Annotated in this window: 24 protein-coding genes; 15 read left to right on the top strand and 9 right to left on the bottom strand. The window is 63.0% G+C overall.

Translation table 11 applies throughout. The features are described 5' to 3' along the window. Positions 1-359 precede the first annotated feature (359 nt). From ACTJK4_RS10470 to ACTJK4_RS10505, 8 genes are read left to right on the top strand one after another with little or no spacing between them, the layout of a single operon-like run. Positions 360-2,108, top strand: coding sequence for a PHA/PHB synthase family protein (locus ACTJK4_RS10470; RefSeq protein ID WP_440817880.1), 1,749 nt, complete (start codon positions 360-362; stop codon positions 2,106-2,108). Beyond that, a complete protein-coding gene (locus tag ACTJK4_RS10475) occupies positions 2,109-3,623 on the top strand; it encodes an efflux transporter outer membrane subunit (RefSeq protein ID WP_440817881.1) in 1,515 nt (504 codons plus the stop codon). Next, a complete protein-coding gene (locus tag ACTJK4_RS10480; RefSeq protein WP_440477278.1) occupies positions 3,620-4,693 on the top strand; it encodes an HlyD family secretion protein in 1,074 nt (357 codons plus the stop codon). Before ACTJK4_RS10475 ends, ACTJK4_RS10480 begins: the two co-directional genes overlap by 4 nt. Beyond that, the gene (gene rbbA / locus ACTJK4_RS10485; protein ID WP_440817882.1) at positions 4,690-7,473 is read left to right on the top strand and encodes a ribosome-associated ATPase/putative transporter RbbA; all 2,784 of its coding nucleotides are present in this window, start codon (positions 4,690-4,692) and stop codon (positions 7,471-7,473) included. The genes ACTJK4_RS10480 and rbbA overlap by 4 nt, the downstream gene beginning before the upstream one ends. A 12-nt stretch (positions 7,474-7,485) precedes the next feature. Then, entirely contained in the window at positions 7,486-8,637 is a 1,152-nt protein-coding gene (locus ACTJK4_RS10490) for an ABC transporter permease (RefSeq protein ID WP_440817883.1), read from the top strand. A 10-nt stretch (positions 8,638-8,647) separates the two neighbouring features. Then, positions 8,648-9,160 carry a hypothetical protein gene (locus tag ACTJK4_RS10495; protein WP_232039638.1) on the top strand — a complete coding sequence of 171 codons (513 nt, stop codon included), beginning with the start codon at positions 8,648-8,650 and terminating at the stop codon, positions 9,158-9,160. 9 nt (positions 9,161-9,169) lie between these two features. Continuing rightward, positions 9,170-10,615: a bifunctional enoyl-CoA hydratase/phosphate acetyltransferase gene (locus tag ACTJK4_RS10500; protein WP_260801645.1), complete on the top strand. Its 1,446-nt coding sequence runs from the start codon at positions 9,170-9,172 to the stop codon at positions 10,613-10,615. Further along, complete coding sequence (locus ACTJK4_RS10505; RefSeq protein WP_440817884.1) at positions 10,612-11,790, top strand: acetate/propionate family kinase; 1,179 nt, start codon at positions 10,612-10,614, stop codon at positions 11,788-11,790. Before ACTJK4_RS10500 ends, ACTJK4_RS10505 begins: the two co-directional genes overlap by 4 nt. Before the next feature lie 114 nt (positions 11,791-11,904). On the opposite strand, the gene ACTJK4_RS10510 is transcribed toward ACTJK4_RS10505, so the two are convergent. From ACTJK4_RS10510 to ACTJK4_RS10520, 3 genes are all read right to left on the bottom strand, one after another. Continuing rightward, positions 11,905-12,429, bottom strand: coding sequence for a hypothetical protein (locus ACTJK4_RS10510; RefSeq protein WP_414562128.1), 525 nt, complete (start codon positions 12,427-12,429; stop codon positions 11,905-11,907). Positions 12,430-12,495: 66 nt separating this feature from the next. Continuing rightward, complete coding sequence (locus ACTJK4_RS10515; RefSeq protein WP_414562130.1) at positions 12,496-13,356, bottom strand: sulfurtransferase; 861 nt, start codon at positions 13,354-13,356, stop codon at positions 12,496-12,498. Positions 13,357-13,645: 289 nt separating this feature from the next. Next, the gene (locus ACTJK4_RS10520; RefSeq protein WP_232039628.1) at positions 13,646-14,506 is read right to left on the bottom strand and encodes an MBL fold metallo-hydrolase; all 861 of its coding nucleotides are present in this window, start codon (positions 14,504-14,506) and stop codon (positions 13,646-13,648) included. Positions 14,507-14,588: 82 nt separating this feature from the next. Here ACTJK4_RS10520 and ACTJK4_RS10525 point away from each other — a divergent pair, with 82 nt between their 5' ends. The 6 genes from ACTJK4_RS10525 to ACTJK4_RS10550 all read left to right on the top strand — a co-directional run bounded on the left by ACTJK4_RS10525 (position 14,589) and on the right by ACTJK4_RS10550 (position 17,887). Then, positions 14,589-14,927, top strand: coding sequence for an ArsR/SmtB family transcription factor (locus tag ACTJK4_RS10525; RefSeq protein WP_414562132.1), 339 nt, complete (start codon positions 14,589-14,591; stop codon positions 14,925-14,927). Next, complete coding sequence (locus tag ACTJK4_RS10530; RefSeq protein WP_414562134.1) at positions 14,921-15,355, top strand: YeeE/YedE family protein; 435 nt, start codon at positions 14,921-14,923, stop codon at positions 15,353-15,355. Before ACTJK4_RS10525 ends, ACTJK4_RS10530 begins: the two co-directional genes overlap by 7 nt. A 1-nt stretch (position 15,356) precedes the next feature. Further along, positions 15,357-15,788, top strand: coding sequence for a YeeE/YedE family protein (locus tag ACTJK4_RS10535; protein ID WP_232039623.1), 432 nt, complete (start codon positions 15,357-15,359; stop codon positions 15,786-15,788). 18 nt (positions 15,789-15,806) lie between these two features. Next, positions 15,807-16,625 carry a sulfite exporter TauE/SafE family protein gene (locus ACTJK4_RS10540; RefSeq protein WP_440077259.1) on the top strand — a complete coding sequence of 273 codons (819 nt, stop codon included), beginning with the start codon at positions 15,807-15,809 and terminating at the stop codon, positions 16,623-16,625. A 55-nt stretch (positions 16,626-16,680) separates the two neighbouring features. Further along, positions 16,681-17,499 (top strand): c-type cytochrome, encoded by an 819-nt coding sequence (locus ACTJK4_RS10545; protein WP_316870920.1) that lies wholly within the window; start codon positions 16,681-16,683, stop codon positions 17,497-17,499. 184 nt (positions 17,500-17,683) lie between these two features. Continuing rightward, on the top strand, positions 17,684-17,887 hold the full coding sequence (locus ACTJK4_RS10550; RefSeq protein ID WP_232040264.1) for a YgaP family membrane protein: 204 nt from the start codon (positions 17,684-17,686) through the stop codon (positions 17,885-17,887). A 290-nt stretch (positions 17,888-18,177) separates the two neighbouring features. Here the strand turns inward: ACTJK4_RS10550 and ACTJK4_RS10555 are convergent, their stop codons facing one another. Further along, positions 18,178-18,378 (bottom strand): hypothetical protein, encoded by a 201-nt coding sequence (locus tag ACTJK4_RS10555; protein ID WP_440077258.1) that lies wholly within the window; start codon positions 18,376-18,378, stop codon positions 18,178-18,180. Positions 18,379-18,388: 10 nt separating this feature from the next. On the opposite strand from ACTJK4_RS10555, the gene ACTJK4_RS10560 reads away from it, so the two are divergent. Further along, a complete protein-coding gene (locus ACTJK4_RS10560) occupies positions 18,389-20,224 on the top strand; it encodes an adenosylcobalamin-dependent ribonucleoside-diphosphate reductase (RefSeq protein WP_440817885.1) in 1,836 nt (611 codons plus the stop codon). Positions 20,225-20,340: 116 nt separating this feature from the next. Here ACTJK4_RS10560 and ACTJK4_RS10565 read toward each other — a convergent pair whose 3' ends face one another. From ACTJK4_RS10565 to acsA, 5 genes are read right to left on the bottom strand one after another with little or no spacing between them, the layout of a single operon-like run. Continuing rightward, positions 20,341-20,601, bottom strand: coding sequence for an acyl carrier protein (locus tag ACTJK4_RS10565; RefSeq protein ID WP_440817886.1), 261 nt, complete (start codon positions 20,599-20,601; stop codon positions 20,341-20,343). Next, complete coding sequence (locus ACTJK4_RS10570; RefSeq protein ID WP_440817887.1) at positions 20,598-21,725, bottom strand: dihydrolipoamide acetyltransferase family protein; 1,128 nt, start codon at positions 21,723-21,725, stop codon at positions 20,598-20,600. Before ACTJK4_RS10570 ends, ACTJK4_RS10565 begins: the two co-directional genes overlap by 4 nt. A 37-nt stretch (positions 21,726-21,762) precedes the next feature. After that, positions 21,763-22,752 carry an alpha-ketoacid dehydrogenase subunit beta gene (locus tag ACTJK4_RS10575; protein WP_440817888.1) on the bottom strand — a complete coding sequence of 330 codons (990 nt, stop codon included), beginning with the start codon at positions 22,750-22,752 and terminating at the stop codon, positions 21,763-21,765. Further along, positions 22,749-23,771 (bottom strand): pyruvate dehydrogenase (acetyl-transferring) E1 component subunit alpha, encoded by a 1,023-nt coding sequence (gene pdhA, locus ACTJK4_RS10580; RefSeq protein WP_260801654.1) that lies wholly within the window; start codon positions 23,769-23,771, stop codon positions 22,749-22,751. Before pdhA ends, ACTJK4_RS10575 begins: the two co-directional genes overlap by 4 nt. Continuing rightward, positions 23,768-25,534, bottom strand: coding sequence for an acetate--CoA ligase (gene acsA, locus ACTJK4_RS10585; protein ID WP_440817889.1), 1,767 nt, complete (start codon positions 25,532-25,534; stop codon positions 23,768-23,770). The genes pdhA and acsA overlap by 4 nt, the downstream gene beginning before the upstream one ends. Positions 25,535-25,539 lie beyond the last annotated feature (5 nt).

Here is a 25,539-nt window from a genome sequence, read left to right on the forward strand (position 1 = left end):
AGGCAGGGATGACATCTCGTCAAGGAGTTGGCCCTTGGGCGTCGCACTTCAGGCGACGCCTGCGCCATGCGCCCAATGCATCCTGTTGGTGCAACAGATTTGCCAGTACCGCGTTGGGAGGGATGGAGATATGGGGCCGATCTTGCGGATCGTCATGTTTTCCCCGCCGGACTCTAACACACACGTTTGGGGCCGTAATGCGCTGGACAAACCTCTGCGACGACTGGCATTCGCAGATGTCATTTCTTTGACACTGTCTAGAGTCCGCGCTCTTGTCCCGGTTTGAGATGCGTCAAGTCTGGTCGGTAGCCGCTGGCATCTAATGGATCGCATATTGGCAATCGTTTGACGCCCCAACCATGCGCACCGCCCCCGTGCCGTCTTTACCGACTGCAGAGCAGATCGATCTGCCGTTTCACGCGGCGCTTGCCCGCACATCGAATTCGCTGTCCCTCGTATCAATGCAGCTGGCGTTGCTCGACTGGGCACTGCATCTGGCCGTCTCGCCTGGCAAGCGGCTGGATTTGTGGCGCCTGGCGCTGACGCAGGCCGAACAACTCGAGGGTTACATCCGAAACTGCCTGGCGTCCGGCCCGCAGGACGTGTGCCTTTGCGTCCAGCCGCCGGCCCGTGACCGTCGTTTCTCGGCAGATGAGTGGCGCCTGTGGCCGTTCAACGTGCTGCACCAGTCTTTCCTGTTGACCGAACAATGGTGGGAAGCGGCCACGCGCGGTGTGTGGGGTGTCGCCAAGCATCATGAGGACGTGGTTGCCTTTGCCGCGCGTCAATGGCTCGACATGATGTCGCCGGGCAACCAACTGGCAACCAACCCGATTGTCCTGCGCCGGACGTTTGAGCAGCACGGCACCAATCTCGTGCGTGGCGCGCTGAATGCGCTTGACGATCTGGAGCGCTCCATGAGCGCCGCGCCGGCTGCCGGTACCGAACGCTTTGCGGTGGGCCGCGACGTGGCCATCACGCCTGGCAAGGTGGTCCTGCGCAACCGCCTGATCGAACTGATCCAGTACGCGCCGGCCACGAGCAAGGTCCAGGCCGAGCCCATCCTGATCGTGCCGGCCTGGATCATGAAGTACTACATCCTGGATCTGTCGCCGCAGAACTCGCTGATCCGCTACCTGGTAGAGCAGGGCCATACCGTGTTCTGCATCTCCTGGAAAAACCCGGACGAGGCAGATCGCGGTCTCGACATGGATGACTACCTCAAGCTCGGTGTCTTTGCCGCGCTCGATGCCGTCAATGCCATCGTGCCGGGCCGGCGCGTACATGCCGCCGGGTACTGCCTCGGGGGCACGTTATTGGCCATTGCCGCCGCTGCCATGGCGCGCGATGGCGATGCCCGGCTGGCGTCCATGACGCTCTTTGCCGCGCAGACGGACTTCTGCGAGCCAGGCGAGCTGGGCCTGTTCATCGACGAGGCACAGGTCAGTCTGCTGGAAGCGCAGATGGAGCAGACCGGCTATCTGCGCGCGAGCCAGATGGCCGGAGCCTTCCAGATGCTGCGCTCGTACGACTTGCTGTGGTCGCGGTTGGTGGGTGAGTACCTGCTGGGCGATCGCGCACCCATGAACGATCTGATGGCCTGGAACGCCGATGCCACGCGCATGCCCGCGCGGATGCACAGCCAGTATCTGCGGCACCTGTTCCTGAACGACGACCTGAGCGAGGGCCGCTACCCAGTCAACGGCAAGCCGGTGGCACTCAACGACATCGATCTGCCCATCTTCGTGGTGGGCACGCTGACCGACCACGTGGCGCCATGGCGCTCGGTCTACAAGCTGCATCACCTGACCGAGGCGGAGCTGACGTTCGTGCTGACAAGCGGCGGTCATAACGCCGGCATTGTCAGTCCGCCGGCCAACTCGCATCGGCGGTTCCAGATGCAGACGCGCCACATCGGTGAGACATCGGCGGCGCCGGACGACTGGCTGGCATCGGCCCCCACCACCGACGGTTCGTGGTGGCCGGCGTGGCATGCATGGCTGGTCGCGCATGCATCGGCGTCCACAGCGGTCAAACCGCCGAAGATGGGCGTACCCGGATCGCAGCCACTGGCTGATGCGCCCGGCACCTACGTGCTGGAGAAATAGATGCGTGCGGAGAAACAACGCCGGGCCTGGACCAGGTTCAGCGGCACGCCTTTGGCCGCCATCGTCGCCTCCGCCACTGTGCTGGCGCTGTCGGCTTGCATCTCGATGGCGCCGCCTTATGAGGCCCCCGCCTTGCCCGTAGCCCAGCACTACGACGCCGACGATGGCCGGGATGGCCTGCCAGCTTCCGCCACCGGCTGGCAGGCGTACTTTACGGACAAGCGCCTGCAGGCATTGATCGGGCAGGCGCTTGAGAACAACCGCGATCTGCGCACCGCTGTGCTGCGGGTGGAAGAGGCGCGTGCCGCGTTTGGCATCCAGCGGGCAGAGATATTTCCGCACCTCGACGCGCAGGCCGGCATCAGCCGCCTGAGCATTCCGGCGGACTTGAGCCCATTCGGCACGCCCATGCGTGTCACTCAGTACCAGGTGGGCGCCGGTGTCTCCAGTTGGGAGATCGATTTCTGGGGGCGCGTGCGCAACCTCAACGACGCGGCACTGGAGAGCTATGTGGCGTCCGACGCCGCGCGCCGTGCGGTCGCGCTTGGGTTGATCGCGCAGGTGGCCGACAGCTACCTGGTGTTGCGTGAACTGGACGAGCGCATCGCGCTGGCTCAGCAGACCGTGGACAGCCGGACCGAGACACTGCGCATCTTCTCGCGCCGTGTGGCGGTGGGGGCGACTTCACGATTGAACCAAACGCAGGTCGAGACCCTGCTGACCCAGGCGCAGGCGCTGTTGACGCAATTGCAGCAGGCGCGCGACGCGCAGGCGCACGGCCTGGCCTTGCTTGTCGGCAAGCCGATCGACTTGCCACCGGTTTCTGAGCCACTTGACGAGCACCGCATGCTGGCCGAGCTACGCGCGGGCCTGCCTTCCGACCTGCTGACGCAGCGCCCGGACATTGTGGCCGCGGAGCACCGCCTGCGTGCCGCGCACGCCAGCATCGGTGCGGCACGGGCGGCGTTTTTCCCCCGCGTGGCCCTGACCGGCGCTTACGGCACGATCAGCCCGGAACTGGGCAATCTGTTTGCGCCCGGCACGCGCGCGTGGGTTTTTGCGCCCAGCATCAGCCTCCCGCTGTTTGAAGGCGGGAAGCTGCGCAGCAATCTTGACTTGGCAGAAGCCCGCCGAGACCTAGCCGTGGCTGCCTACGAGAAGACCGTGCAGAGCGCTTTCCGCGACGTGTCCGACGCGCTGTCCGCACGCAAGTGGGTGGCCGAACAGCTCGACATTGCGAAGGCCGCGCTGGCAGCGCAGACCGAACGCGCTCGGCTGTCGCAACTGCGTTTTGACGCCGGCGCATCGACATTCCTGGAGGTGCTTGACGCCCAGCGCGATTTGCTTGCCGCGCAGCAGCAACTGGTGCAGGTGCGCCGCGCGCTTCTCTCTAGCCGCGTTGGCCTGTATGCGGCGCTGGGAGGCGGCACGCAGGCCGTCGATTCCGCGCCCGATCCGCAACCCCATCTGAGCCCAGCGCCACCACCGCGCGTATCGGGCGGAACAACACCATGACCACGACTCCCCGACAACGATGGATTGCGCTGCTCGCTGCCGCCTTGGTGGTCGCCGGCGGGGCGTTCGCTTGGAAGGCATTGCGGCACGACGGGCCCGGAAAGGGCTTTGTGAGCGGCAACGGCCGGATCGAGGCCACCGAAATCGACGTGGCCACCAAGCTGCCCGGCCGCGTGCAAGACATCCTTGTGGATGAGGGCGACTTCGTGCGGGCCGGCCAGCCGCTTGCTCACATGCAGGTGCAGACCTTGGAGGCACAGCGCGACGAAGCCCTGGCGCGGCAGCAGCAATCGGTCTCTGCCGTGGCAAGTGCGCAGGCCCAGGTGGCCGTGCGAGAGGCTGATCGGCAGGCCGCACTGGCGCAGATCGCCCTGCGTGAGAGCGATCTGGACGCCGCGCAACGGCGGTTGGCGCGGTCCGAAACGCTCTCGAACGAAGGGGCATCGTCGATGCAGGAGCTGGACGACGACCGCGCCCGCGTGCGCAGCGCCAAGGCCGCGCTGGTGGCGGCCCGCGCGCAAGCCGAGGCGGCGCAGGCCGCCGTATTGGCCGCCCGTACGCAGGTGGCTGGTGCCGGTGCCACTGTCAAGGCGGCCGACGCCACCGTACTGCGCATCAAGGCGGATATCGATGACAGCGCCCTGACGGCCCCGCGCGATGCCCGCGTGCAATACCGCATCGCACAGCCCGGCGAGGTTCTGGCCGGCGGCGGGCGCCTGCTCAATCTCGTGGATCTGTCCGACGTCTACATGACCTTCTTCGTGCCGGAGACGGACGCGGGCCGCATCGCCATGGGCAGCGAGGTGCGTATCGTGCTCGACGCCGCGCCGCAATTCGTGATTCCGGCGCGCGTGTCCTTTGTGGCCAGCACCGCGCAATTCACCCCCAAGACCGTGGAAACGGCCAGCGAGCGCCAGAAGCTGATGTTCCGCGTCAAGGCGCAGATCGATCGCGATCTGCTGCGCAAACACCTGAAGCTCGTGAAGACCGGTCTGCCCGGCGTGGCGTGGCTCAGACTCGACGGGCAAGCCGACTGGCCGGCCAGCTTGGCGATCAAGGTTCCGCAGTGACCACCTCTGTCGACCCATCAGCGTTGCATGAGGGGCGCCTTGCGCCGCCGGTTGCAAGCCTGGCCGGCGTGCGCCTGCGCTATCGCAAGACGCTGGCGCTGGATGGCGTCACGCTCGACTTGCCTGCCGGCTGCATGGTCGGATTGATCGGTCCGGACGGCGTGGGCAAGTCCAGCCTGTTGTCATTGGTGGCCGGCGCGCGTGCCCTGCAGGACGGCGCAGTGCGCGTGCTGGGCAGCGACATGGCCGATCGCCGTGCGCGCGCCGCGGTCGGTCCACGCATTGCTTACATGCCGCAAGGGTTGGGCCGCAACCTGTACCCCACGCTGTCGATCGAGGAGAACCTGCAGTTCTTCGGCCGGCTGTTCGGCCACGATGCAGAGGAGCGCCGCCGCCGCATTGATGCACTCACGTCCAGCACCGGCCTGCGGGCGTTTCTCTCACGGCCAGCCGGCAAGCTCTCGGGCGGCATGAAACAGAAGCTGGCCTTGTGCTGCGCGCTGATCCACGACCCGGATCTTCTGATCCTGGACGAGCCGACCACGGGTGTCGACCCGCTCTCGCGCACGCAGTTCTGGGACTTGATTGCCGATATTCGCGCTGCGCGTCCGGGCATGAGCGTGATCGTGGCCACCGCTTACATGGAAGAGGCTGAGCGCTTCGACTGGCTGGTCGCCATGGATGCGGGGCAGGTGCTTGCCACCGGCACGCCGGCCGAGCTGCGCAGCCGTGCCGGTACCGATTCGCTCGAGGCCGCTTTCATTGCGCTGCTGCCGCTCACGCGCCGGCAGGGTCATCAAGCTGTGGTGGTGCCACCCTTGGTGGCCGGCGCGGAAGACGATGTGGCCGTGCAGGCGAGCGGCCTGACCATGCACTTTGGCGACTTTGTGGCGGTCGACCACGTCGACTTCCGAATCCGTCGTGGAGAGATCTTCGGCTTTCTCGGCTCGAACGGCTGCGGCAAGTCGACCACCATGAAGATGCTCACCGGCCTGCTGCCTGCCAGCGAGGGCCAAGCGTGGTTGTTTGGGCATCCGGTCGACCCGAAGGACATCGACACACGCCGGCGCGTGGGCTACATGTCGCAGGCGTTCTCTCTGTATGGCGAGCTGACCGTGCGTCAGAACCTTGTGCTGCATGCGCGCCTGTTCCAGGTGCCTGAGCCGGAGGTGCAGTCGCGTGCGGCCGAGATGCTGACCCGTTTCGGGCTGCAGGAGGTGTCCGACAGCCTGCCCCAGAGCTTGCCGCTGGGCATGCGGCAGCGGCTGTCGCTGGCCGTGGCGATGGTGCACAAGCCTGAGCTGCTGATCCTGGATGAGCCGACTTCCGGGGTGGACCCGGTCGCGCGCGACATGTTCTGGCGCCTCATGATCGACCTTGCCAGACGGGATCGCGTGACCATCTTCATCTCCACGCACTTCATGAACGAGGCCGAGCGGTGCGACCGCATCTCACTCATGCATGCCGGCCGCGTGCTGGTGAGCGATGCGCCCGCGGCGCTGGTGCATGCTCGCGGCACACAGACGCTGGAGCAGGCGTTCGTAGCCTATCTGCAGGAGGCCGCCGAAGCGTCTGAGGGCACTGCCAGGATTGCCGCGCTGCTGCCCGTACGCACGGGGGCCGCCAGCGCGCCCAGCGGCATGCCCGCGCGCCGCCGCTTCAGTCTTGCTCGTGCATTGAGCTATTCGCAGCGTGAGGCGCTGGAGCTGCGCCGCGACCGCGTGCGTGCCACGCTGGCCCTGCTGGGTACGGCCATTCTGATGTTCATCATCGGATACGGCATCAGCCTGGATGTGGAGAACCTGACGTACGCCGTGCTCGACCGCGACCAGACCGTGCTTTCGCACGACTACACGCTCAACCTGGCGGGCTCGCGTTATTTCATCGAAAAACCCCCGATTCGTGACTACGCTGAGTTGGACCGCCGCATGCGCAACGGCGAGTTGTCGCTGGCGATTGAAATCCCGCCCGGCTTTGCGCGCGACATTGAACGTGGCGCGGCCGTACAGATCGGCGCCTGGGTGGATGGTGCAATGCCCACCCGCGCAGAAACTGTTCGCGGTTACGTGCACGCCATCCACCAGCTCTGGCTCGCGGATGCAGCTGTACACCGGCTGGGTGTGCGTCTTGCGACACCCAGCAGCGTTGAAACGCGCTATCGCTACAACCCCGACGTGAAAAGCCTGCCTGCCATGGTGCCCGCCGTGATCCCGATGCTGCTGATGATGATTCCGGCCATGCTGGCGGCGTTGTCGGTGGTGCGTGAAAAGGAGCTGGGCTCCATCATCAATTTCTACGTGACACCGGTCACCCGTGCGGAGTTTGTGCTCGGCAAACAGGCGCCGTATATCGTGCTGGCCATGCTGAACTTCTTCTTGCTGGCGCTGCTGGCGGTGACGGTGTTCGGTGTGCCGATCAAGGGCAGCTTCGCGACGCTCACGCTGGGGGCGCTGATCTTCGTGACGTGCTCGACGGGTTTTGGGCTGTTTGCGTCCACCTTCACGCAAAGCCAGATCGCGGCCATGTTCGTCACCATGATCGGCACGATCATTCCGTGCGTGCAATTTGCCGGATTGCTCAATCCGGTGTCGTCGCTGGAAGGGGCGGGGGCCTTGATCGGACGCGTGTATCCGGCCACGCATTTCCTGACCATCAGCCGGGGCGTATTCAGCAAGGCGCTGGATATGGGGGCGTTGGGTAGTGCCTTCTGGCCGCTCCTGGCGGCGGTGCCGTTCATCCTGGGCGCCACCTTGCTGATGCTGCGCAAGCAGGATCGGTAGGAGAGCCACATCATGCCGAGCCTTCCGATCGATCGCCGCACCGCTCGCCTGAACAACATCTTCCGTCTTGGCATCAAGGAATTGCGAAGCCTGGCGCGCGACCCGATGATGCTGGTGCTCATCGTCTATACCTTCACGGTGTCGATCTACGTGGCGGCCACTGCCATGCCGGTAAGCCTGCACAATGCCTCGATCGCCATCGTCGATGAAGACAGCTCACCGCTGTCGGCACGCATTGTCTCGAGCTTCTATCCACCGCATTTCCGCACGCCGGCCCTGATCCCGCTCACCGAGGTGGACCCAGGCATGGACAGCGGTAGCTACACGTTCGTGCTCGACATTCCGCCCAACTTCCAGCGTGACGTGCTTGCGGGCCGCGCGCCGTCCATCCAGCTCAACATCGACGCCACGCGCATGAGCCAGGCTTTCACCGGCAACGGCTACATCCAGCAGATCGTCGCGGGCGAGGTGAATACGTTTCTGCAGCGCCACCGCGCCACGCCCGCAACGCCGGTCGACCTCGTGCTGCGCACGCGCTTCAACCCTAATCTGGAGCAGACGTGGTTCGGCTCGTTGATGGAGATCATCAACAACGTGACCATGCTGTCGATCATCCTGACCGGAGCCGCACTCATCCGCGAGCGCGAGCACGGCACGATCGAGCACCTGCTGGTGATGCCCGTCACGCCATTCGAGATCATGGTGTCCAAGGTCTGGTCGATGGGGTTGGTGGTGGTGCTGGCCGCCCTGGTTGCACTGGTGTGCGTGGTGCAGGGCGCGCTGCATGTACCGATCGAGGGCTCGATCCTGCTGTTCATGCTGGTGGCCACGCTGCATCTGTTTGCCACGACTTCCATGGGGATTTTTCTTGCGACGGTGGCGCGGTCCATGCCGCAGTTCGGCATGCTGTTGGTTCTGGTGCTGCTGCCGCTGCAGCTCCTCTCGGGCGGTACCACCCCGCGCGAGAGCATGCCCAGCGTGGTGCAGGACATCATGCTCGCCGCGCCAACCACGCACTTTGTATCGGCGTCGCAAGCCATTCTCTATCGGGGTGCGGGGCTGGACGTCGTGTGGCCACAGTGCCTGGCCATCTGCGTCATCGGCGCCGTGCTGTTTCTCGCATCATTGACGCGCTTTCGCCAAACCATCAGTCAGATGGCTTAAAGGAGCCAACATGGATACACCCGCCAACGTTCCTCTCGCGCTCCAAAAGGCGCAAGTCAAGTTCGCGCTGCAGACGTTGGGTCTGCTCAAGGCAACACGGCAGCGCTGGTATGAACTCGGCGCCGACCTGCTTGCGGCAGACGTTGCCCGCACGGAGTCTGCACTGGCCGACCTGCAAAGCGTCGAAGACTGGAACGCCTTTGCAGCACTGTTGCCCAACGCATTCTGGCAGGCCAGCCAGCGCACCATGGATGTACTGCAAGGCGTGCTGCAGACGGCCATCTCGAACCAGTCGAGCTTCGTGGCGGATTACCAGCGCGTCATGCTGGAGTGGCAGCAGGCTTCCGTACGCGCCCTGAGCATGGCCGGGAACGCCATGCCGATCCACACGGCACTGCAGGAAATGCTGTCGACGTGGGGCGTGCCGGCCGACGCATTGGTCCGCTCCGCAAGCAAGCAGTCGACCCCGAATCTTCTGCGTGCCCCTGGCAAGGGCAACGGACAACTCCGCAAAGCTTCCTGACGAGCGCACATGGGCCCCGATCATCTGCCTGCACCGCCGGCGCTACTGCCGGGCAGCGACCTCAGCGTGGTGCGCAATCGCACCTTTGATGAAATTGCCGTGGGCGACACCGCGGCCATCCTGCGCACGCTCACAGCCGAAGACATTCAGCTATTTGCCGTGCTGTCGGGGGACGTCAACCCGCAGCACCTCGACCCGGACTTTGCCGCATCCACGCGCTTTCATGGCGTGATCGCCCACGGCATGCTGGGTGGCGCGCTCATTTCCGCGTTGCTCGGGACCCGCTTGCCGGGGCCGGGAACGATTTACCTTGGGCAGACGCTGCAATTCCTCGCACCGGTGCGTGTTGGCGACACGCTCACCATCCGCGTGACGGTGGTCAGCAAGGAGGAGGAACGAAAGCGGATCAAGCTGGCATGCACTTGCACAAACGACAGCGGCACGGTGGCCATCGCGGGCGAGGCTGAAGTCATCGCGCCCACCGAGCGCATCGAGCGTCCGCGTACCACGCTGCCGGATGTGCGCATCACCACCGGCAGTGATGGCATCCACCGGCTGCTCGACCATGTACGGCCTCTGGGTGCGATCCGCATGGCGGTCGTCCACCCGTGCGATGCGCTGAGCCTGTCTGCCGTGATGGACGCGCACGCTGAAGGTCTGATCGTGCCGTGCCTTGTTGCACCGTACGCCAAGCTGATGCGCGTCGCCGCCGAAGCCGGCCTTGACCTCAAGGGCATCGAGATCGAAGACGTGCCGCACAGCAGCGCCGCTGCCACCCGCGCAGTGGAGCTTGTCACACAGGGCCGGGCAGAGGCGCTGATGAAGGGCAGCCTGCATACCGACGAGTTGATGGCGGCAGTGGTGCGCGAAGAGGCAGGGCTGCGTACCAAACGTCGGATCAGCCATTGCTTCCTGATGCAGTCGCCAGCGTATCCGCGCCCGTTTATCGTGACGGACGCCGCCATCAACATCGCGCCGACCCTGGATCAAAAGGCGGACATCGTCCGCAACGCCATCGATCTGGCGCATGCGATCGGGGTTGAACGGCCGCGGGTGGCGATCCTGGCGGCGATCGAGACCGTGAACCCGCGCATGCCCGCCACGCTTGATGCGGCCGCACTGTGCAAGATGGCGGACCGCGGTCAGATCGAGGGCGGTGTGCTGGACGGACCGCTGGCTTTCGACAATGCGGTATCTGCCGCTGCAGCGCGTATCAAGGGCATTGTTTCGGAAGTCGCAGGGCAGGCCGATGTGCTGGTCGTGCCCGATCTGGAAAGCGGCAACATGCTCGCCAAACAGTTGGAATACCTGGGCGGTGCGGCCAGTGCAGGCATCGTGCTCGGCGCCCGCGTGCCCATTGTGCTGACCAGCCGTGCCGACTCGCGCGAGTCGCGCATCGCGTCGTGTGCCGTTGCCACCTTGCTGGCTCACCGTTACCGCAACTTACCGCCATGAACGATTGCATCGTCGTACTGAACTGCGGCTCGTCGAGCATCAAGTTTGCGTTGTTCGATGCCACCGCGCATCCATTGCCGCGCGCACCCATGTGGAGCGGCAAAGTGGAGGGGATCGGCACCGAGCACCCCACGGCAGCAGAGGCTGGCGCGCCAACACAAGCGCTAGAGCTTGACAGTGCGCAGCCGTACCATGCCGCGCTCGTGCACATTCGCCGGCGTGTCGAGCACAGGCTGGACGGCCGCCGGCTGATGGCCGTGGCACATCGGGTGGTGCATGGCGGTTCCAAATACTTCGCGCCGGTACGCGTGAGTGCCGATGTGCTGTCCGATCTACGCAGCTACATTCCGCTGGCGCCGCTGCATCAGCCGTTTGCTCTGGAGGCCATCGAGGCGCTTCTGTCGGACTTGCCTGAAGTGCCGCAAGTCGCCTGCTTCGATACCGCTTTCCACCGCACGCTGCCGCAGGTCGAGACGATGCTGCCGCTGCCGTATACAGCATGGGAACGCGGCCTGCGACGTTATGGCTTTCATGGGTTGTCGTACGAATACATGTCGATTGCTTTGCCGGAACGACATGGCGCTATCGCACTCGGGCGAACCATCGTCGCGCACCTGGGCAGCGGCGCCAGCCTGTGTGCAATGCACGGGCTGAAGAGCGTCGCCACAACCATGGGGTTTTCCGCCCTCGACGGCCTGATGATGGGGACGCGATGTGGCGCGCTTGATCCGGGGGCGGTGCTCTACATGATGGAGACCGAACATCTATCCCCCGCACAGGTCGGGCACGTGCTGTATCACGAATCGGGGCTGCTTGGGGTATCAGGGCTGTCTTCCGACCCGCGCGAGCTGATTGCGCGCGAGGCCGACAACCCGCGCGCGCAGGCGGCGCTCGCGCTCTACGTGCGCCGGATCGTTCGTGAGATCGGGGCCCTGGTGGCCGTACTCGACGGCCTGGATTGTTTGGTCTTCACGGCCGGTATTGGCGAGCACAATGCCGCAGTGCGCGAACGCGTTGTGAGCGCACTTAGCTATTTGGGTGCCCACCTGGATGACGAGGCCAATCAGGCGCATGCGTCGATCATTTCCAGTTCAGCGAGCCGCATTCGCGTGGCAGTCGAGCCTACAAACGAGGAGTGGGTGGCAGCACGGCATGCGGTTCAGTGCAATCCATGACCATGAGTCTTCGTGGCGAAATCGCTGATAGTCTCGGCAGGCGGTTACGCAATCTCGGGCGGCATCGCCCCATGTCCACCTGGCTGAGTGGACACGGGCTGGCAGAAATCGGCATTACCGTGGCATTTGCCTCCACATCTGATGGTTCAGCATCATCTGCTCCATCATCTCGTAGTGAAGGTCCATGTATTGGTCCGACATGTACTGGCGTTCCTTCATCTGCTCGGGTGTGAGGCGCGAGTAGTAGCCTCCCATCCCTCGCCACCCCATCATCGGGCCGCCGCCCATCATGTGGCCACCGCGCATTCCTGGGCCACCCATCATTCCAGGACCGCCCATCATTCCGGGGCCCCACAGCTCGCGCATCATGCCCATCGTGCTCTGCATCGTTGCCCAATGTTCATCGAGCAGTTTCTGGCGCTCTTTCGGATCCTGGGTCTGGCGGGCCTTGTCCATTTCTTCCTGCATCTTCTTCATATTCTCTCGAACGGCCGCCGTCTTTTTGTCGAACTCAGCCACGTTCGTTTGCGTCTGCGCGGTCTGACCGCCCTTGTTCGCGGGAGTGGCCTGTTGAGCAAAGGCGGGCGCGCTGGAAATGACCGCACATGACAGCATGGTCAGCAACACTGCTTTTTTCATCACGTATCTCCTGAAGCGAAATATGAAGGCCAATCCGATTAGGGTGGCGTGCAATGGCGATGGCCCTCAGTAGGGCAATCCCTCCTCGATCGGAAGGGAAGGGTCCCGGGACCACTCGTTCCAGGAACCGAGATACAGCCGCACGTTCTTGATGCCGGCTTCCTCCAGCGCGACGAACGTTGTGGATGCGCGCGCGCCTTTGAAGCAGAAAACAATGACGGGGGTTTCCTGGCGAATCCCGACCGTTGCGCATTCGGCAAGAATCTCTGCCGGTGACTTGAACATCTGCCCAGTCGGGGTCGGCTTCATCATGCGATACCACTCAAGCCAGACCGAGCCTGGAATACGGCCTTTTCGCGGGCAGAAATCCTTGCCGTAGGGCGATGAACTCTCGCCAATCCACTCGTCCACGTCCCGTACATCGAGCTTGACGACAAGCGGGTCGGCGACGGCCTCTTTCATCTCGTCGAGGTCGACGAGGATGTGGCTTCCTTGCATTGCCAGGGGAAAGTTGGCGGGCTTTGGGGCCGGCACGTCTGTCGTGCTAGGTAGCGCCGCCGCGCGCCATGCGCTGAAGCCACCGTGGAGCACCTTGATTTTGTCTCTCGGATAACCGAGGTAGCGCAGCAGAACGTAGCCCCGACAAGACTGCCCAAAGCCGGTCGTCATCGATTGCTCATAGACAACAGCTGTTTCCTTCCCGGACAAACCGGCCTTGCCAAAGGCTTCGGTGAATGCCTGCCGCAATGCCGCCACGCCTTGCGGCGTTGACGTCGCCAAATAAGTAAAGATTTCATGGATATTCACCGCGCCAGGCAAATGCGCTTCAGCAAAACTGGCCGCGTCCCGGGTATCGATGAGTACGAGTGGCTCGGTTTTCATCATCTCCGCCAACTCGACAGGAGACATGAGAACTCTTTCGTGCATGGCCGACCTCATCGTGTGATGGACAAAGGCGTTTCGGCGCAGGCAATCGCCAATCAAGCGCCTGAAGAAAATGTAGGCACTGTGGCGGAGTCGATATTGATGGCCGTCAACTGGGCGCGCGGGTGCAACGGACCACGTTTCGCATCATGCCAATGGGCAAGCCGACCAGCGGCCACCTGCAGCGCCGCAGGTGGCCGATCAAAATTTGCACGGTTGCGGAATTGCCCGTTCTCTTTGCCTCCCCCGGACTGCCTGCCACCTGCCGCGCAGGCGAGCGCGCGAAGTGGTCTCAGAGGGCGTTCAGCGGGATTTTCAGGTAGCGAACCCCGTTTTCTTCGGGCGGGGGCAGCTCTCCTGCGCGAATGTTGACCTGCACTGAAGGCAGAATCAGCGTCGGCATCGCCAGCGTCGCATCGCGGGCCTGCCGCATGGCGACAAACTGCGCTTCGGTCACACCGTCGTGCACATGGATATTGCGATTGCGTTCGTCACGCACCGTCGTTTCCCAGGCCGGCCCCCGTCCTTCGGGCGGGTAGTCGTGACACATGAAGAGCCGGGTCTCGCCTGGCAAGTCCAGCAGCTTACGGATGGAGTGAAACAGCTCGTGTGCATTGCCGCCCGGGAAGTCACAGCGCGCGGTGCCAACGTCCGGCATGAACAGCGTATCGCCGACGAAGACCGCATCCTCGAATTGGTACGCCATGTCGGCCGGTGTGTGGCCTGGCACGTGAATCGCCTTGCCGGTCAACCCGCCGACGGAGAACGTCTCGCCGTCTTCAAACAGATGGTCGAACTGCGACCCGTCTGGCTGGAACCCCGGTTCCAGATTAAAGAGTTGTTTGAACACCGCCTGCACACCGCGGATGTTCTGGCCGATGCCGATGCGGCCACCCAGATGACGCTTGAGATAGGGCGCGGCGGAAAGGTGATCAGCGTGTGCATGCGTCTCAAGAATCCATTCGACGCGCAACGCACGCTCGCGCACAAACGCGATGACCCGGTCGACGCTGGCCGTCGACGTCCGGCCCGACTTGGGGTCGTAATCCAGGACCGAGTCGATGATCGCGCACTCGGAGCGCGCTTCCTGATGGACCACGTAGGTCACTGTCCAGGTTGCCGGGTCGAAGAACGGCTGAACTATCGGTTGCATGGGGCCTCCTATGCCGCACATCAATCTACTGGAAAATAATATATTTTTTTATATACTATGCGCATGCAAACCGAAAGCACTTATGGACAACGATCAAGCTGCTATTGACCTCGTCAGCATGCAAGCCGCCGCGACGAACGCTTGCGCCTTACTCAAGGTGCTCGCCAATCCTGACCGACTGCTGCTGATGTGCCTGTTATCGCAAGAGGAGCTGTCCGTGGGCGCGCTGGAAGAGCGGCTGGGCATCCGGCAGCCGACGCTGTCGCAACAGCTGGGCATCCTGCGCGAGAACGGCTTGGTGGTGTCACGTCGTGATGGGAAGAACATCTTTTATTCGGTCGAAAGTGGGCCGGCGCTCGCAGTCATGACTGTCCTGTACGAACAGTTCTGCGCCGACGGCAAAGGGGAAAAGACATGCTGATTGACGTCACAAACTTCACGCCCGGCCTGTCGCTGGCCGGCGGACTGATCATCGGTGCGGCGGCGGCCGTGCTGGTGCTGTTCAACGGCCGTGTCGCAGGCATCAGCGGCATCCTGGGCGGCTTATTGACCCTGCCACGCACCGACATGGTGTGGCGCGTGACTTTCCTTGTCGGTCTGATTGGTGCCCCGGTCATTGCGACTTTGCTCGGCAGGCCGCCCGTTGCAGATATCCAGGCGGGCTGGAGTGAAATCCTGGTCGCCGGCTTTCTGGTGGGCCTAGGCACGCGCTACGCCAGCGGTTGCACAAGCGGCCACGGGGTGTGCGGTATCTCGCGCGGCTCGGTTCGCTCCCTGGTTGCGACCTCGACCTTCATGGCGGCTGGCTTCCTGACCGTCTTCGTGCAACGGCATCTGATTGGAGGCTGACATGGCTGCCATTACCGCACTGCTCGCTGGCCTGCTTTTTGGCCTGGGCTTAATGATTTCCGGGATGGCCAATCCGGCCAAGGTGCAGGGCTTTCTCGACCTGGCAGGCCGGTGGGACCCTTCTCTTGCTTTTGTGATGATCGGCGCGATTGCCGTGGGTTCACTCGCGTTCTTCATTGCCAAACGCCGCAAGCGATCGTTGCTCGGATTGTCCATGCAGTTGCCAGCAAGCACGGTCGTGACATTGCGGCTGGTGTTGGGCAGCGCCTCGTTTGGTATTGGCTGGGGCCTGGCAGGCTTCTGCCCGGGCCCCGCGCTCGTGGCTCTGGGTGCGGGCTATCCGAAAGCGATTGGCTTCGTCGCCGCCATGGTGGCTGGCATGGTTGTTTTCGAGGTCTTTGAGCGCATGAAATCCAGCGCACAACACGCATAAGCAGGCTACGGGGAGTCAATGGAAAACATCGTTGTCAGCAGCGCAGCACTTGGCGCTGTGGTCGGTCTCATCCTGGCGTTGACGGGGGCAGGTGGCGCGATCCTCGCGGTTCCGCTTCTGCTGTTCGTCCTGCGTCTCAATGTTGCTGAGGCCGCGCCGGTCGCCCTGCTTGCAGTGGGTCTGTCTGCGGCCGTTGGGGCGGCCATCGGGCTGCGAGCGGGCATCGTGCGCTACCGCGCCGCTATGCTGATGGCCGTGGCCGGTACGGTATTCTCACCCGCCGGCTTGTGGCTCGCGCACCGTCTTCCGAACGGACCGCTGACACTGCTCTTTGCTGCCGTGCTGGCCTTTGTTGCGCTGCGCATGTTCAAGCAGGCTGGCGCGAGTGCTCCACACAAAGCGGAAGCCGAGCAGAACCCGCAACCGTGCCAACTGGATAACCAGACCGGCCGCTTTGTCTGGACTGCTTCCTGCACCCGCGCGCTCGCGCTTTCGGGCATTGGCGCGGGCTTCCTCTCGGGTCTGCTGGGTGTGGGTGGGGGCTTCGTCATCGTTCCCGCGCTCAAGAAAGCCACCAATGCCCCGGTGCACTCCATCGTGGCGACCTCTCTGGCAGTCATCACCTTGGTGTCCGCCTCAGGCGTCATTACAACTGCGTTGTCAGGCCGAATGAACTGGCAGATCGGCGTGCCTTTTGCCACAGGCGCCATGCTTGCCATGCTGGGTGGCCGGGTCGTGGCTAGCCAGTTGAGCGGCCACAGGCTGCAGCAGGGTTTCGCGTTCATCGCAGGTCTTATTGCCATCGGGATGGTGGCGAAGGTCGCGCTGGCAGCGTAAAGCCAAGCACACAAACGTACCCTGGAAAGGTACGCCTCATACAAAGGAGACACTCTTGAACTCAATCAAATCGCACACCCTGGTCGTAGCGCTTCTGGCGGCAATCAGCATGCCGGCGCTATCGCAACCTCAGGCCGTCCCGATGCACGTGCCGGAAGAGTCGTCGATCCCACAGGGACCCATGGGCGACGCCATCAAGCGCGGCAAGGAGCTGCTGACGGATACCCACAAACAGTTGCCCCGAAACGTGGGCAACGGCCTGAACTGCACGAGTTGCCATCTGAATGGCGGGACGACGGCCTATGCATCGCCTTGGGTCGGGCTCACCGGGGCCTTTCCGGAGTACCGGTCTCGCAGCGGCAAGATCATCTCGCTCCAGGAGCGCATCAACGATTGCTTCCAGCGCTCGATGAACGGCAAACCGCTGCCCTTCGACTCGGCAGAGATGAACGCCATCATGGCCTATATGAAGTGGCTGTCGACAGGCGTGCCTACCGGCACCAATGTGGTCGGCCGGGGTTTCGAAAAGATTGACACCTCGCTCGTTCCTAACCGCGAGCACGGCAAATCCGTCTACGAAGCGCAGTGCGCGTCCTGCCATGGCGCAGAGGGGCAGGGCACCAAGAATCCGCAAGGTGGCTACATCTTCCCGCCACTGTGGGGCAATGACTCGTTCAACGTGGGCGCGGGGATGGCCCGGCTGTACACCGCCGCTGCGTTCGTGAAGCACAACATGCCGCTTGGCCAGGGCGGCACGCTGTCAGCACAGGATGCCGTGGATGTCGCCGCGTTCTTTACCCAGCAACCTCGCCCCGACTACGCGCCACGTGTCAACGACTGGCCCAAAGGTGACAGGCCGAAGGACGCGCGCTAACGCTGGGCGGCCGGACGGCGAATCACTTGGCAAAGTGTTGCGCTACATCATGACCCCGCTTTTGACTTGCGTTAAGAATTTTTGCAAGGCGCATATGAGACGCCCAACCTCTGAACGGATTGCGCAGCACGTTCAGCCTTGGTGAAGAAGCCTGTGCAATCGTCGTTGAATGAAGGAGTCCGCCATGCAAGCAAATGTTGGAACGATCGACCGCGTTATTCGAATTGTTGTCGGGTTGGTCTTGATCGGCCTGGCCGCGACAGGGCGCATTGGCGCCTGGGGCTGGATTGGCATCGTGCCACTCCTGACAGGCATCGTGCGCATCTGCCCGGCCTACAGCATTCTGGGCGTGAAAACGTGCGCTGCGCCGAAGTCTGAAGCAAAGTAACGTCACAGCAGTTGGTCAGCTCTCCTGACCAACTGCTGTTGTCCCCACTGAGCGACTTTTCCCGAAGGGAGAGGCGTGAGCCAAGGCCTCTGGCTATCTCGCCGTCAGCGGGAGTATCGGCGTCTCAAGCCTGGCAAGGCTAGGGGTCTGACCAAGGGCTGGGCGTCACTCGGGTCGGCAGGCAAGGGCGATGGTGTTGACGTCAGCATCGCCATCAGTGATTTCAAGATCAGCAAGCCTGCGCTTTGATTGCCGTTTCATGTGAGCGCTCTGTGCCCAGGCAAGCGTGCTCAGTCTTTGGCCGCTTCCGAGTGGTGTTCCAGTTCGCGCAAATTTTCCAGTGCGGCCTGCGCCATCTTGACTCGAAAGCGCGCGTTCTGGAGCTGGGCTCGCCGTACTACGCGGTTAGCTGCCTGAGCCATATTCTGCTTTCCATGCAAGTGCATCGGCGTGATGCGGATCAACGCCCGCAGATTGGGGTTGGCTAGCATGAGTGTATCCATGCTATGGAGCATGTCGATGCGGGCAAAGCATTCGATCCCGAGAATGCCAGCATCGCCTCTGGGCGCCGCTGTGTTGGCGGATCGTTATCTCGCTCCAGGCGAGACAACATGCGAGGACGTCTTCAAACGCGTCGCGCGTGCCCTTGCTGCTGCGGAGGATCCCCAACTTCGCACGCGTGTCACTCGCTTGTTCTACTCCAACCTGCTGCAAGGTGCGATTGGCGCGGGGCGGATCATGGCGAACGCGGGAGGTGCGAAGTCAGGGACGATGGTGAATTGTTTCGTTCATCCTGTCGCGCTGAGCGGACAGCCTGTTGCAGATGCATCTGACATTGAACAGGCTTTGCAGAAGGCGCGCGTCACGCTGCAGATGGGTGGCGGGGTGGGCTACGATTTCTCGGTCATCGCCCCAGTCGATTCCGAGCAGGCAACATCAAATGGCGGCACGGAGAGCGTCAGTGCGGTCATCGATGCCTTCGATCGAACGTGTGTGGCGCTGGCACGAGGCGACACGCGAGGAGGGGCGCAGATGGCTGTGCTGCGCTGTGACCATCCCGACCTCGCAGCGTTCGTCGCCGCCAAGCGTGGACGAAAGCGCTGGTCAACGTTCAACATATCGGTGGCTGTTACCGATGCTTTCATGCAAGCCGTTGCCGATGATGGGTTGTGGCAGCTGCAACATCGCGCTGCGCCTAATGCTCGGCGGTTGGAAGAGGGCGCCCACGTGCTGCCTGACGGAAGCTGGTGCTACGCAGTCATACCCGCACGGCAACTCTGGCGCATGCTTGCGGAAGCGGCGCGCCATAGTGCAGAACCGGGCCTACTGTTCATCGACACGATTAACGCAGGCAACGACCTTGCTGGGATTGAAACCATCTCGGCGACCAACCCATGTGGTGAACAACCATTGCCTCCATGGGGCGGTTGTGTGCTTGGCCCCATCGATCTGTCAAGGTGGGTGCGATGCCCGTTTGGCGCGGGCGGGCAACCCATGTTCGACTTCATCGGATTGAGCCGGGTAGTGCGCATTCAAGTCAGAATGCTCGACAACGCGATCGATGTCACCCGCTGGCCGTTGGCTGAACATAGGCAGGAGGCCCATGCCAAGCGCAGGATCGGCGTAGGCGTGACCGGGCTTGCCGATGCGCTAACAATGATGCGTCTGCCCTACGGTGCTCCTGAGGCACGAAACATGGCATCTCAGATCGCGCGCTGCCTGCGCGACAACGCGTACGCAGCCTCTGCCGAGCTTGCGCGCGAGCGCGGGCCGTATCCGCTGTTTCAGGCCGAGCGTAGCCTGGCATCCGGGCACTTCAGCGCTTCGCTACCACGGGCTGTGCGAGAAGCCATTGCAAGGCATGGCCTGCGCAATAGCCACCTGCTGTCTCTCGCGCCCACCGGGAGTGTCAGTCTTGCGTTCGGAGACAACTGCTCCAGTGGCATCGAGCCAGCGTTCGACTGGGTGTATCAACGTCGAGTGCGCATTCAGCATGGCGCACCACTGCTGTATGGCGTAGAGAACCGCGCCTATCGGAGCTTCCGTGCGCAGTATGGACAGCGTGCCATGTTGCCTGGCTACTTCGTCACCGCGAGGCAAGTCGATGGCTTTGACCATCTGCGCATGGTGGCGACGCTGCAGCCGTTCGTTGATGCTTCGATCTCCAAGACGGTCCTTGTCCCCACTGACACATCCTGCGGCTATGTTGAGTCGCTGCTCTTTCATGCGTGGCAGCTGCGGCTCAAGGGCGTCACGATCTTCAGGCCGGATGCGGAATTGGACGATGTGCTGTCCGTGTTGCCGATCGTTGATGGTCGACCCGCATGCTTCTGCTGAGCATGCCGATTCCGGGGCAAGGGCGACCGGTCGGTGGTTGCTCGGGCGGGGGCACGCTCGAGAAGTGAGGCGGAGCGGGCCCGCGGCGACGATATTGCCTGCAAAAACAACGGGGGCTACCGGGGTTGAGTGGAAGCGCTTGCCTTGACGATGTAGGCCACGACATCATCCAGCGTCACCAGGCGTGCATAGTCGGATTCGGGAATCTCGACTTTCAGCTTGTCATGCAAGCCCAACAGGAAGTTGAGCCAATCCATTGAATCGAGGTCTACCTGTCTGCGCAAGGGCCGGTCGGCACGTAGCGTAGCGGCATCGATCTCGGGGGCGATTGCTCGCAGCGCCGAGATCACGATCGCACGGATGTCACCTTCGTTCATTGGTCCAGCGCCTCCGGGTGTTGCAGCTGTTCGCGTAGCTCTGTGAGGAAGAGGGCCCCTCGGTGGCCATCGGAGACCCGATGATCCGCCGAGAGGCTTGCAGTAACGGCTGGCATGATCTTCAGCACGCCGTTCTCAGCCCATGGTTGCTCCGCGATGCGGCCGAAGCCGACCAACGCAACCTGTGGCGGATAGATGATGCCGAACACCTGTGCAACCCCCTGATCGCCGAGATTGGTCACGGTGATGGTGGGGGAAGAAATCTCGGCACTTCTCAATGATCCGGCTCGGCAGCGCTTGACCAGATCCGTGAGTTCCTGCATCAACCGGGTGAGAGGTTTGGCATGGGCGTCCAATAACGCCGGGGCGATCAGACCACCTTGCCTCAATGAGATCGCTACACCGATGTGTGCGGCCGTCGACGCTTCAAAGTTGCCGCCGCGAAAGAATCCATTGAGCTCCGGAAATTGCTTGAGCGAAAGCGCGACGGCCTTGATGAGCGCAACTGCAGGCAACAAACGTTCAGCCAATGGACGCTTGGCATTCTCCACTGCAAGCCAATTCAGCATGGTTGCCATTGGGATCGTTTCTGCCACGTAGTAATGCGGTATCTCCTGCTTGGAGCGCGTCATGGCGCTGGCGATGGTCTTGCGGATGTCGGCTGATTTTCCGCCCGGCACTGCGGCGTTTGCCTGAGCAGCGTGCTCAATGTCGGCCAATGTGACAACCCCGCCGTGACCCGTACCGACGATGGTGCTGCTGTCGATACCGCGCTCTCGCGCCGCACGACGTGCTGCGGGCGAGATCATGTGGCGGTGCTCTGGCCGAGGCACGGAGGCCGCAGCGCGCGTGATCCCATGCAAATGCGTGACGGCCCCTGGCGCCTCCCCCGGCTCTAGGAATGTCGCCATCAGCGTTCCAACCGGAATCTTCGTGCCGGGCTCGACCAGAAGCTCCGCGACGGTGCCGTCGTGCCAACTCTCGACGTCGATCGCGGCCTTGCTGGTATCCACCACGGCGATAATCTGGCCCTTCTTGACGACGTCACCGGGCTTGACCAGCCATTCCAGCAACGTCCCTTCGTCCATGTCAGCGCCCAGGGTGGGCAGTGTGAACTCGATCATGTAGCCTCCGCACGGGTTGCTGCGCAAGGGCGTGCGTTCATGAAACCACCTGCTTGACCGCATCGACGATGCGGCTGGCCTGCGGCAGTGCGGCATCTTCCATATGCTTTGCGTAAGGAATCGGCACCTCGGCAGTGCAGACCCGGGCAACGGGAGCGTCTAGTTCATAGAACACCTGCTCGACAATGCGCGCCATGATCTCGGCGGCCAAGCCGACGCTGCGCCATCCTTCGTCAACGATCACTGCCCGGCGGCACTTTGCAACCGACGCCATGATGGCGGCATCGTCGAGCGGTCGAAGCGAGCGCAAGTCCACGACTTCGGCTGCAATTCCGTCTGCAAGGAGCATCTCTGCTGCCTGCAGTGCTTTGGGCAGCGACCCGCCGTAGGTGATGATCGATACATCCTTGCCTTCGATCCGGACGCGCGCAGAGTGGATGTCGGCGATGCCGGTGTCGGCATCGGCGGCGTCCGGCAACTCGCCCTCCATGTTGTAGAGCCCGGCATGCTCGAAGATCAAAACCGGATCGGGGTCGGCCAACGCGGGCGCGAGCATGCCGCGTGCATCTTCAATGGTGGCGGGGGCCACCACCTTGACGCCGGGAATGCCGGCGTACCAGCCCTCGAAACTGTGCGAATGCTGCGCGGCAACCTGCCGGCCGGCACCGGTTGCCATACGAATCACCAGTGGCACAGAAAACTGCCCGCCCGACATGTGCCGGTACAGGGCTGCCGTGTTCACGATCTGATCGAGTGCCAGCAGGCTGAAATTGACAGTCATCACTTCGACGATGGGACGCATGCCGCCCAACGCCGCGCCAATGCCAGCGCCGGTGAACCCCAGTTCCGAGAGTGGTGTATCGCGTATGCGCTCCGGGCCGAACTCGGCCAACAGCCCTTTTGAAACCGCATAAGACCCGCCATAGCGGCCGACATCCTCGCCCATGAGGAATACACGCGGATCGCTCAGGAGTGCTTCACGCAGGGCTTCGCGCAACGCGTCACGGTAGGTGAGGCGGCGGCTCATGGCGCGGCTCCGGCGGGCGCATAGACGTCTTTCAGCAGGTCGTCCACGGGTTCCCAGGTGCCGGCGTCTGCGAAAGCCTCTGCCTTGGCCACTTCCGCATTCACTGCAGCGTCAAGAGCGAGGAACGCCTCCTCCGTCAATTTGCCCTCGGCCTTGAGGCGTGCCGTAAACGTATGGATTGGCCCGATCGCCTTCCAGGCCTGCAACTCTGCGGCTTGCCGGTAGAGATCGGGGTCGTACATCGAATGGGCGCGAAAGCGGTAGGTCCTCAACTCCAGGAACCCCGGGCCATCGCCGCTTCTGATGCGGGCGACGGCATCCTTTGCAGCTTCATGCACGGCAACGATATCCATGCCATCGGCCGATTGCGCTGCCATGGCATAGGAGGCAGCCTTGGCGCACAGATCGGTCTGGGCTTGATGGCGCTCCAGAGCGGTGCCCATGGCATAGAGGTTGTTTTCGCAGCAGAACAGCAGTGGCAACTTCCACAGCGCAGCCAGATTCATCGATTCATGGAAAGCACCTTCCGCCACCGCACCATCGCCAAAGAAGCAGGCGGTGATGCGATTGCTGTGCTGCATCTTCTCGGCCAACGCCAGGCCTACGGCGAGCGGAAGGCCGCCGCCAACAATGGCATTACCGCCAAACAGGCGGTGGTTATGGTCGAACAGATGCATCGAACCACCACGCCCTCGTGCGCAACCCTCGCGCTTGCCATACATCTCTGCCATGAGCACGCCCATGTCCATGCCGCGCACCAGCGCATGACCATGTTCGCGATAGGTTGCGACGATGTTGTCTTCAGCCGATAGCGCATGCAAGGCGCCCACCCCTGCAGCCTCCTCGCCGATGTACAGGTGCAGGAATCCGCGGATCTTGCCCGCACCGTAAAGCTCTGCGCACTTCTCTTCAAACCGGCGAATACGCAGCATGTCACGCAGCAGTGCCTTTGCGAATGTCGCGTCGTAGGGGACGGGGCCGGTCGGCGGTTGCGGAGCGGGGTGGTCGATGCCGGTCATGTTCCGCCCTCCAGTGTCGACGTATCGCCTTCGGGCAGGCCCAACTCGCGCGCCTTGAGCAAGCGTCGCATGATCTTGCCGCTGCGCGTTCGCGGCAGCAGCTCCAGAAAGGCGATTTCCTTGGGGGCGACTGCTGCGCCCAGGCGTGTCCTGGCATGACCGAGGAGTTCCAGGCGCAGGTTGTCGCTGGGCTCGAACCCGGGGTTGAGCGAGACAAAGGCTTTCACCATTTCGCCAACCACTGAGTCTGGCTTGCCGATCACGCCTGCTTCGGCCACCGCCGGGTGTTCCATCAACGCACTCTCGACTTCGAACGGGCCGATCAGATGCCCCGCAGACTTGATGACGTCGTCGGCGCGGCCAACGAACCAGTAGTACCCGTCTGCATCGCGCCTGGCCAAGTCGCCCGTCAGGTACCACTCGCCGGAGAAGCTCTTGCGATAGCGCTCTTCGTTATTGAGGTAGCCCCGGAACATGGACGGCCACCCTTGCTTGAGCGCGAGTTCCCCTTGCTTGTCGGGCGCATTGATGACGCTCACGCTTCCATTTTCGTCGCGCTGCACGATTGCCGCTTCGACGCCTGGCAGGGGGCGCCCCATTGAACCGGGCTTGATGTCAAAGGCAGGGGTGTTGGCGATCATGATGCCGCCGGTCTCTGTCTGCCACCAGTTGTCGTGAATCGGCAAGCCCAGGACTTCTTTGCCCCACCAAACGGCTTCCGGGTTCAATGGTTCTCCCACGCTGGCGATAAAGCGAAGCCGTGGCAGCGCGTATCGCCTCGCCATCTCCGGCCCGGCTTTCATCAACATGCGGATTGCCGTTGGTGCCGTGTACCAGACGCTGACATCCTCGTCACGCAGGACGCCATACCAACGTTCGGCGTCGAATTCTTCCCGGTCGACGATGGAAGTCACCCCGTGCAGCAGCGGAGCAATGGTGCCGTATGACGTACCTGTCACCCAGCCAGGATCGGCGGTGCACCAGTAGATGTCGCTGGCGTGCAGGTCCAGCGCGTACTTGCCGGTTGCCCAATGCGTCGCGACTGCACCATGCACGTGGACTGCGCCTTTGGGAGTGCCCGTCGTGCCGCTGGTGAAGTGCAGCAGCGCCATGTCTTCCGCGGTGGTCGGCGTGAGATCGCACGCATCCGGGGCACTGCGCAGCAGCGAGACCAAGTCGAGTGTTCCTGGCTCGGACGTCTGCCCGCCGTCTTCGGCCACCAGCAGTACGTGTTTCAGGCTGGGCATACGGTCGCGCCATTTGGCGACCTTGCGCGCGTAGAGGGCATCGGTTGTGAGCAGGACCGTGCCGGCACCCAGGTTGATGCGTGTAGCGATCGGCTCCGGACCGAATGCCGAAAAAAGAGGGGAGACTACGGTGCCGTTCTTCAGCGCGCCCAGCAAACCGACATAGAGTTCCGGAATGCGTCCGGCAAGGATGAAGAGTCGCTCGCCCTTGCCGATGCCGAGCGCGCGCAGCACATTGCAAAAACGATTGGTTTGCACGCACAGCTCTGTGTAGCTGACATCACGGCAAGGCATGCCGGCCGCAAGGAAGCGGAAGGCGATCCGCTCACCTTCCTCACGGTTTGCACGCTTGTCCACCGCGTGCCATGCGATGTTGACGATCCCTGAAGGCAGGCCGGTCAACTCATGGCTGACCGCATCCCAGGAAAAGCGCCGGCACTCGGCTTCATAGTCCGCAAGGTTTGGTCTGACCCGCAAGTCGCTGGCGGTCTTGTGGATGATCTGCGATGTGTCCATTGCGC

Origin of the sequence: Ralstonia sp. 22111 (assembly GCF_052045895.1) — a bacterium.
Classification (GTDB): domain Bacteria; phylum Pseudomonadota; class Gammaproteobacteria; order Burkholderiales; family Burkholderiaceae; genus Ralstonia; species Ralstonia wenshanensis.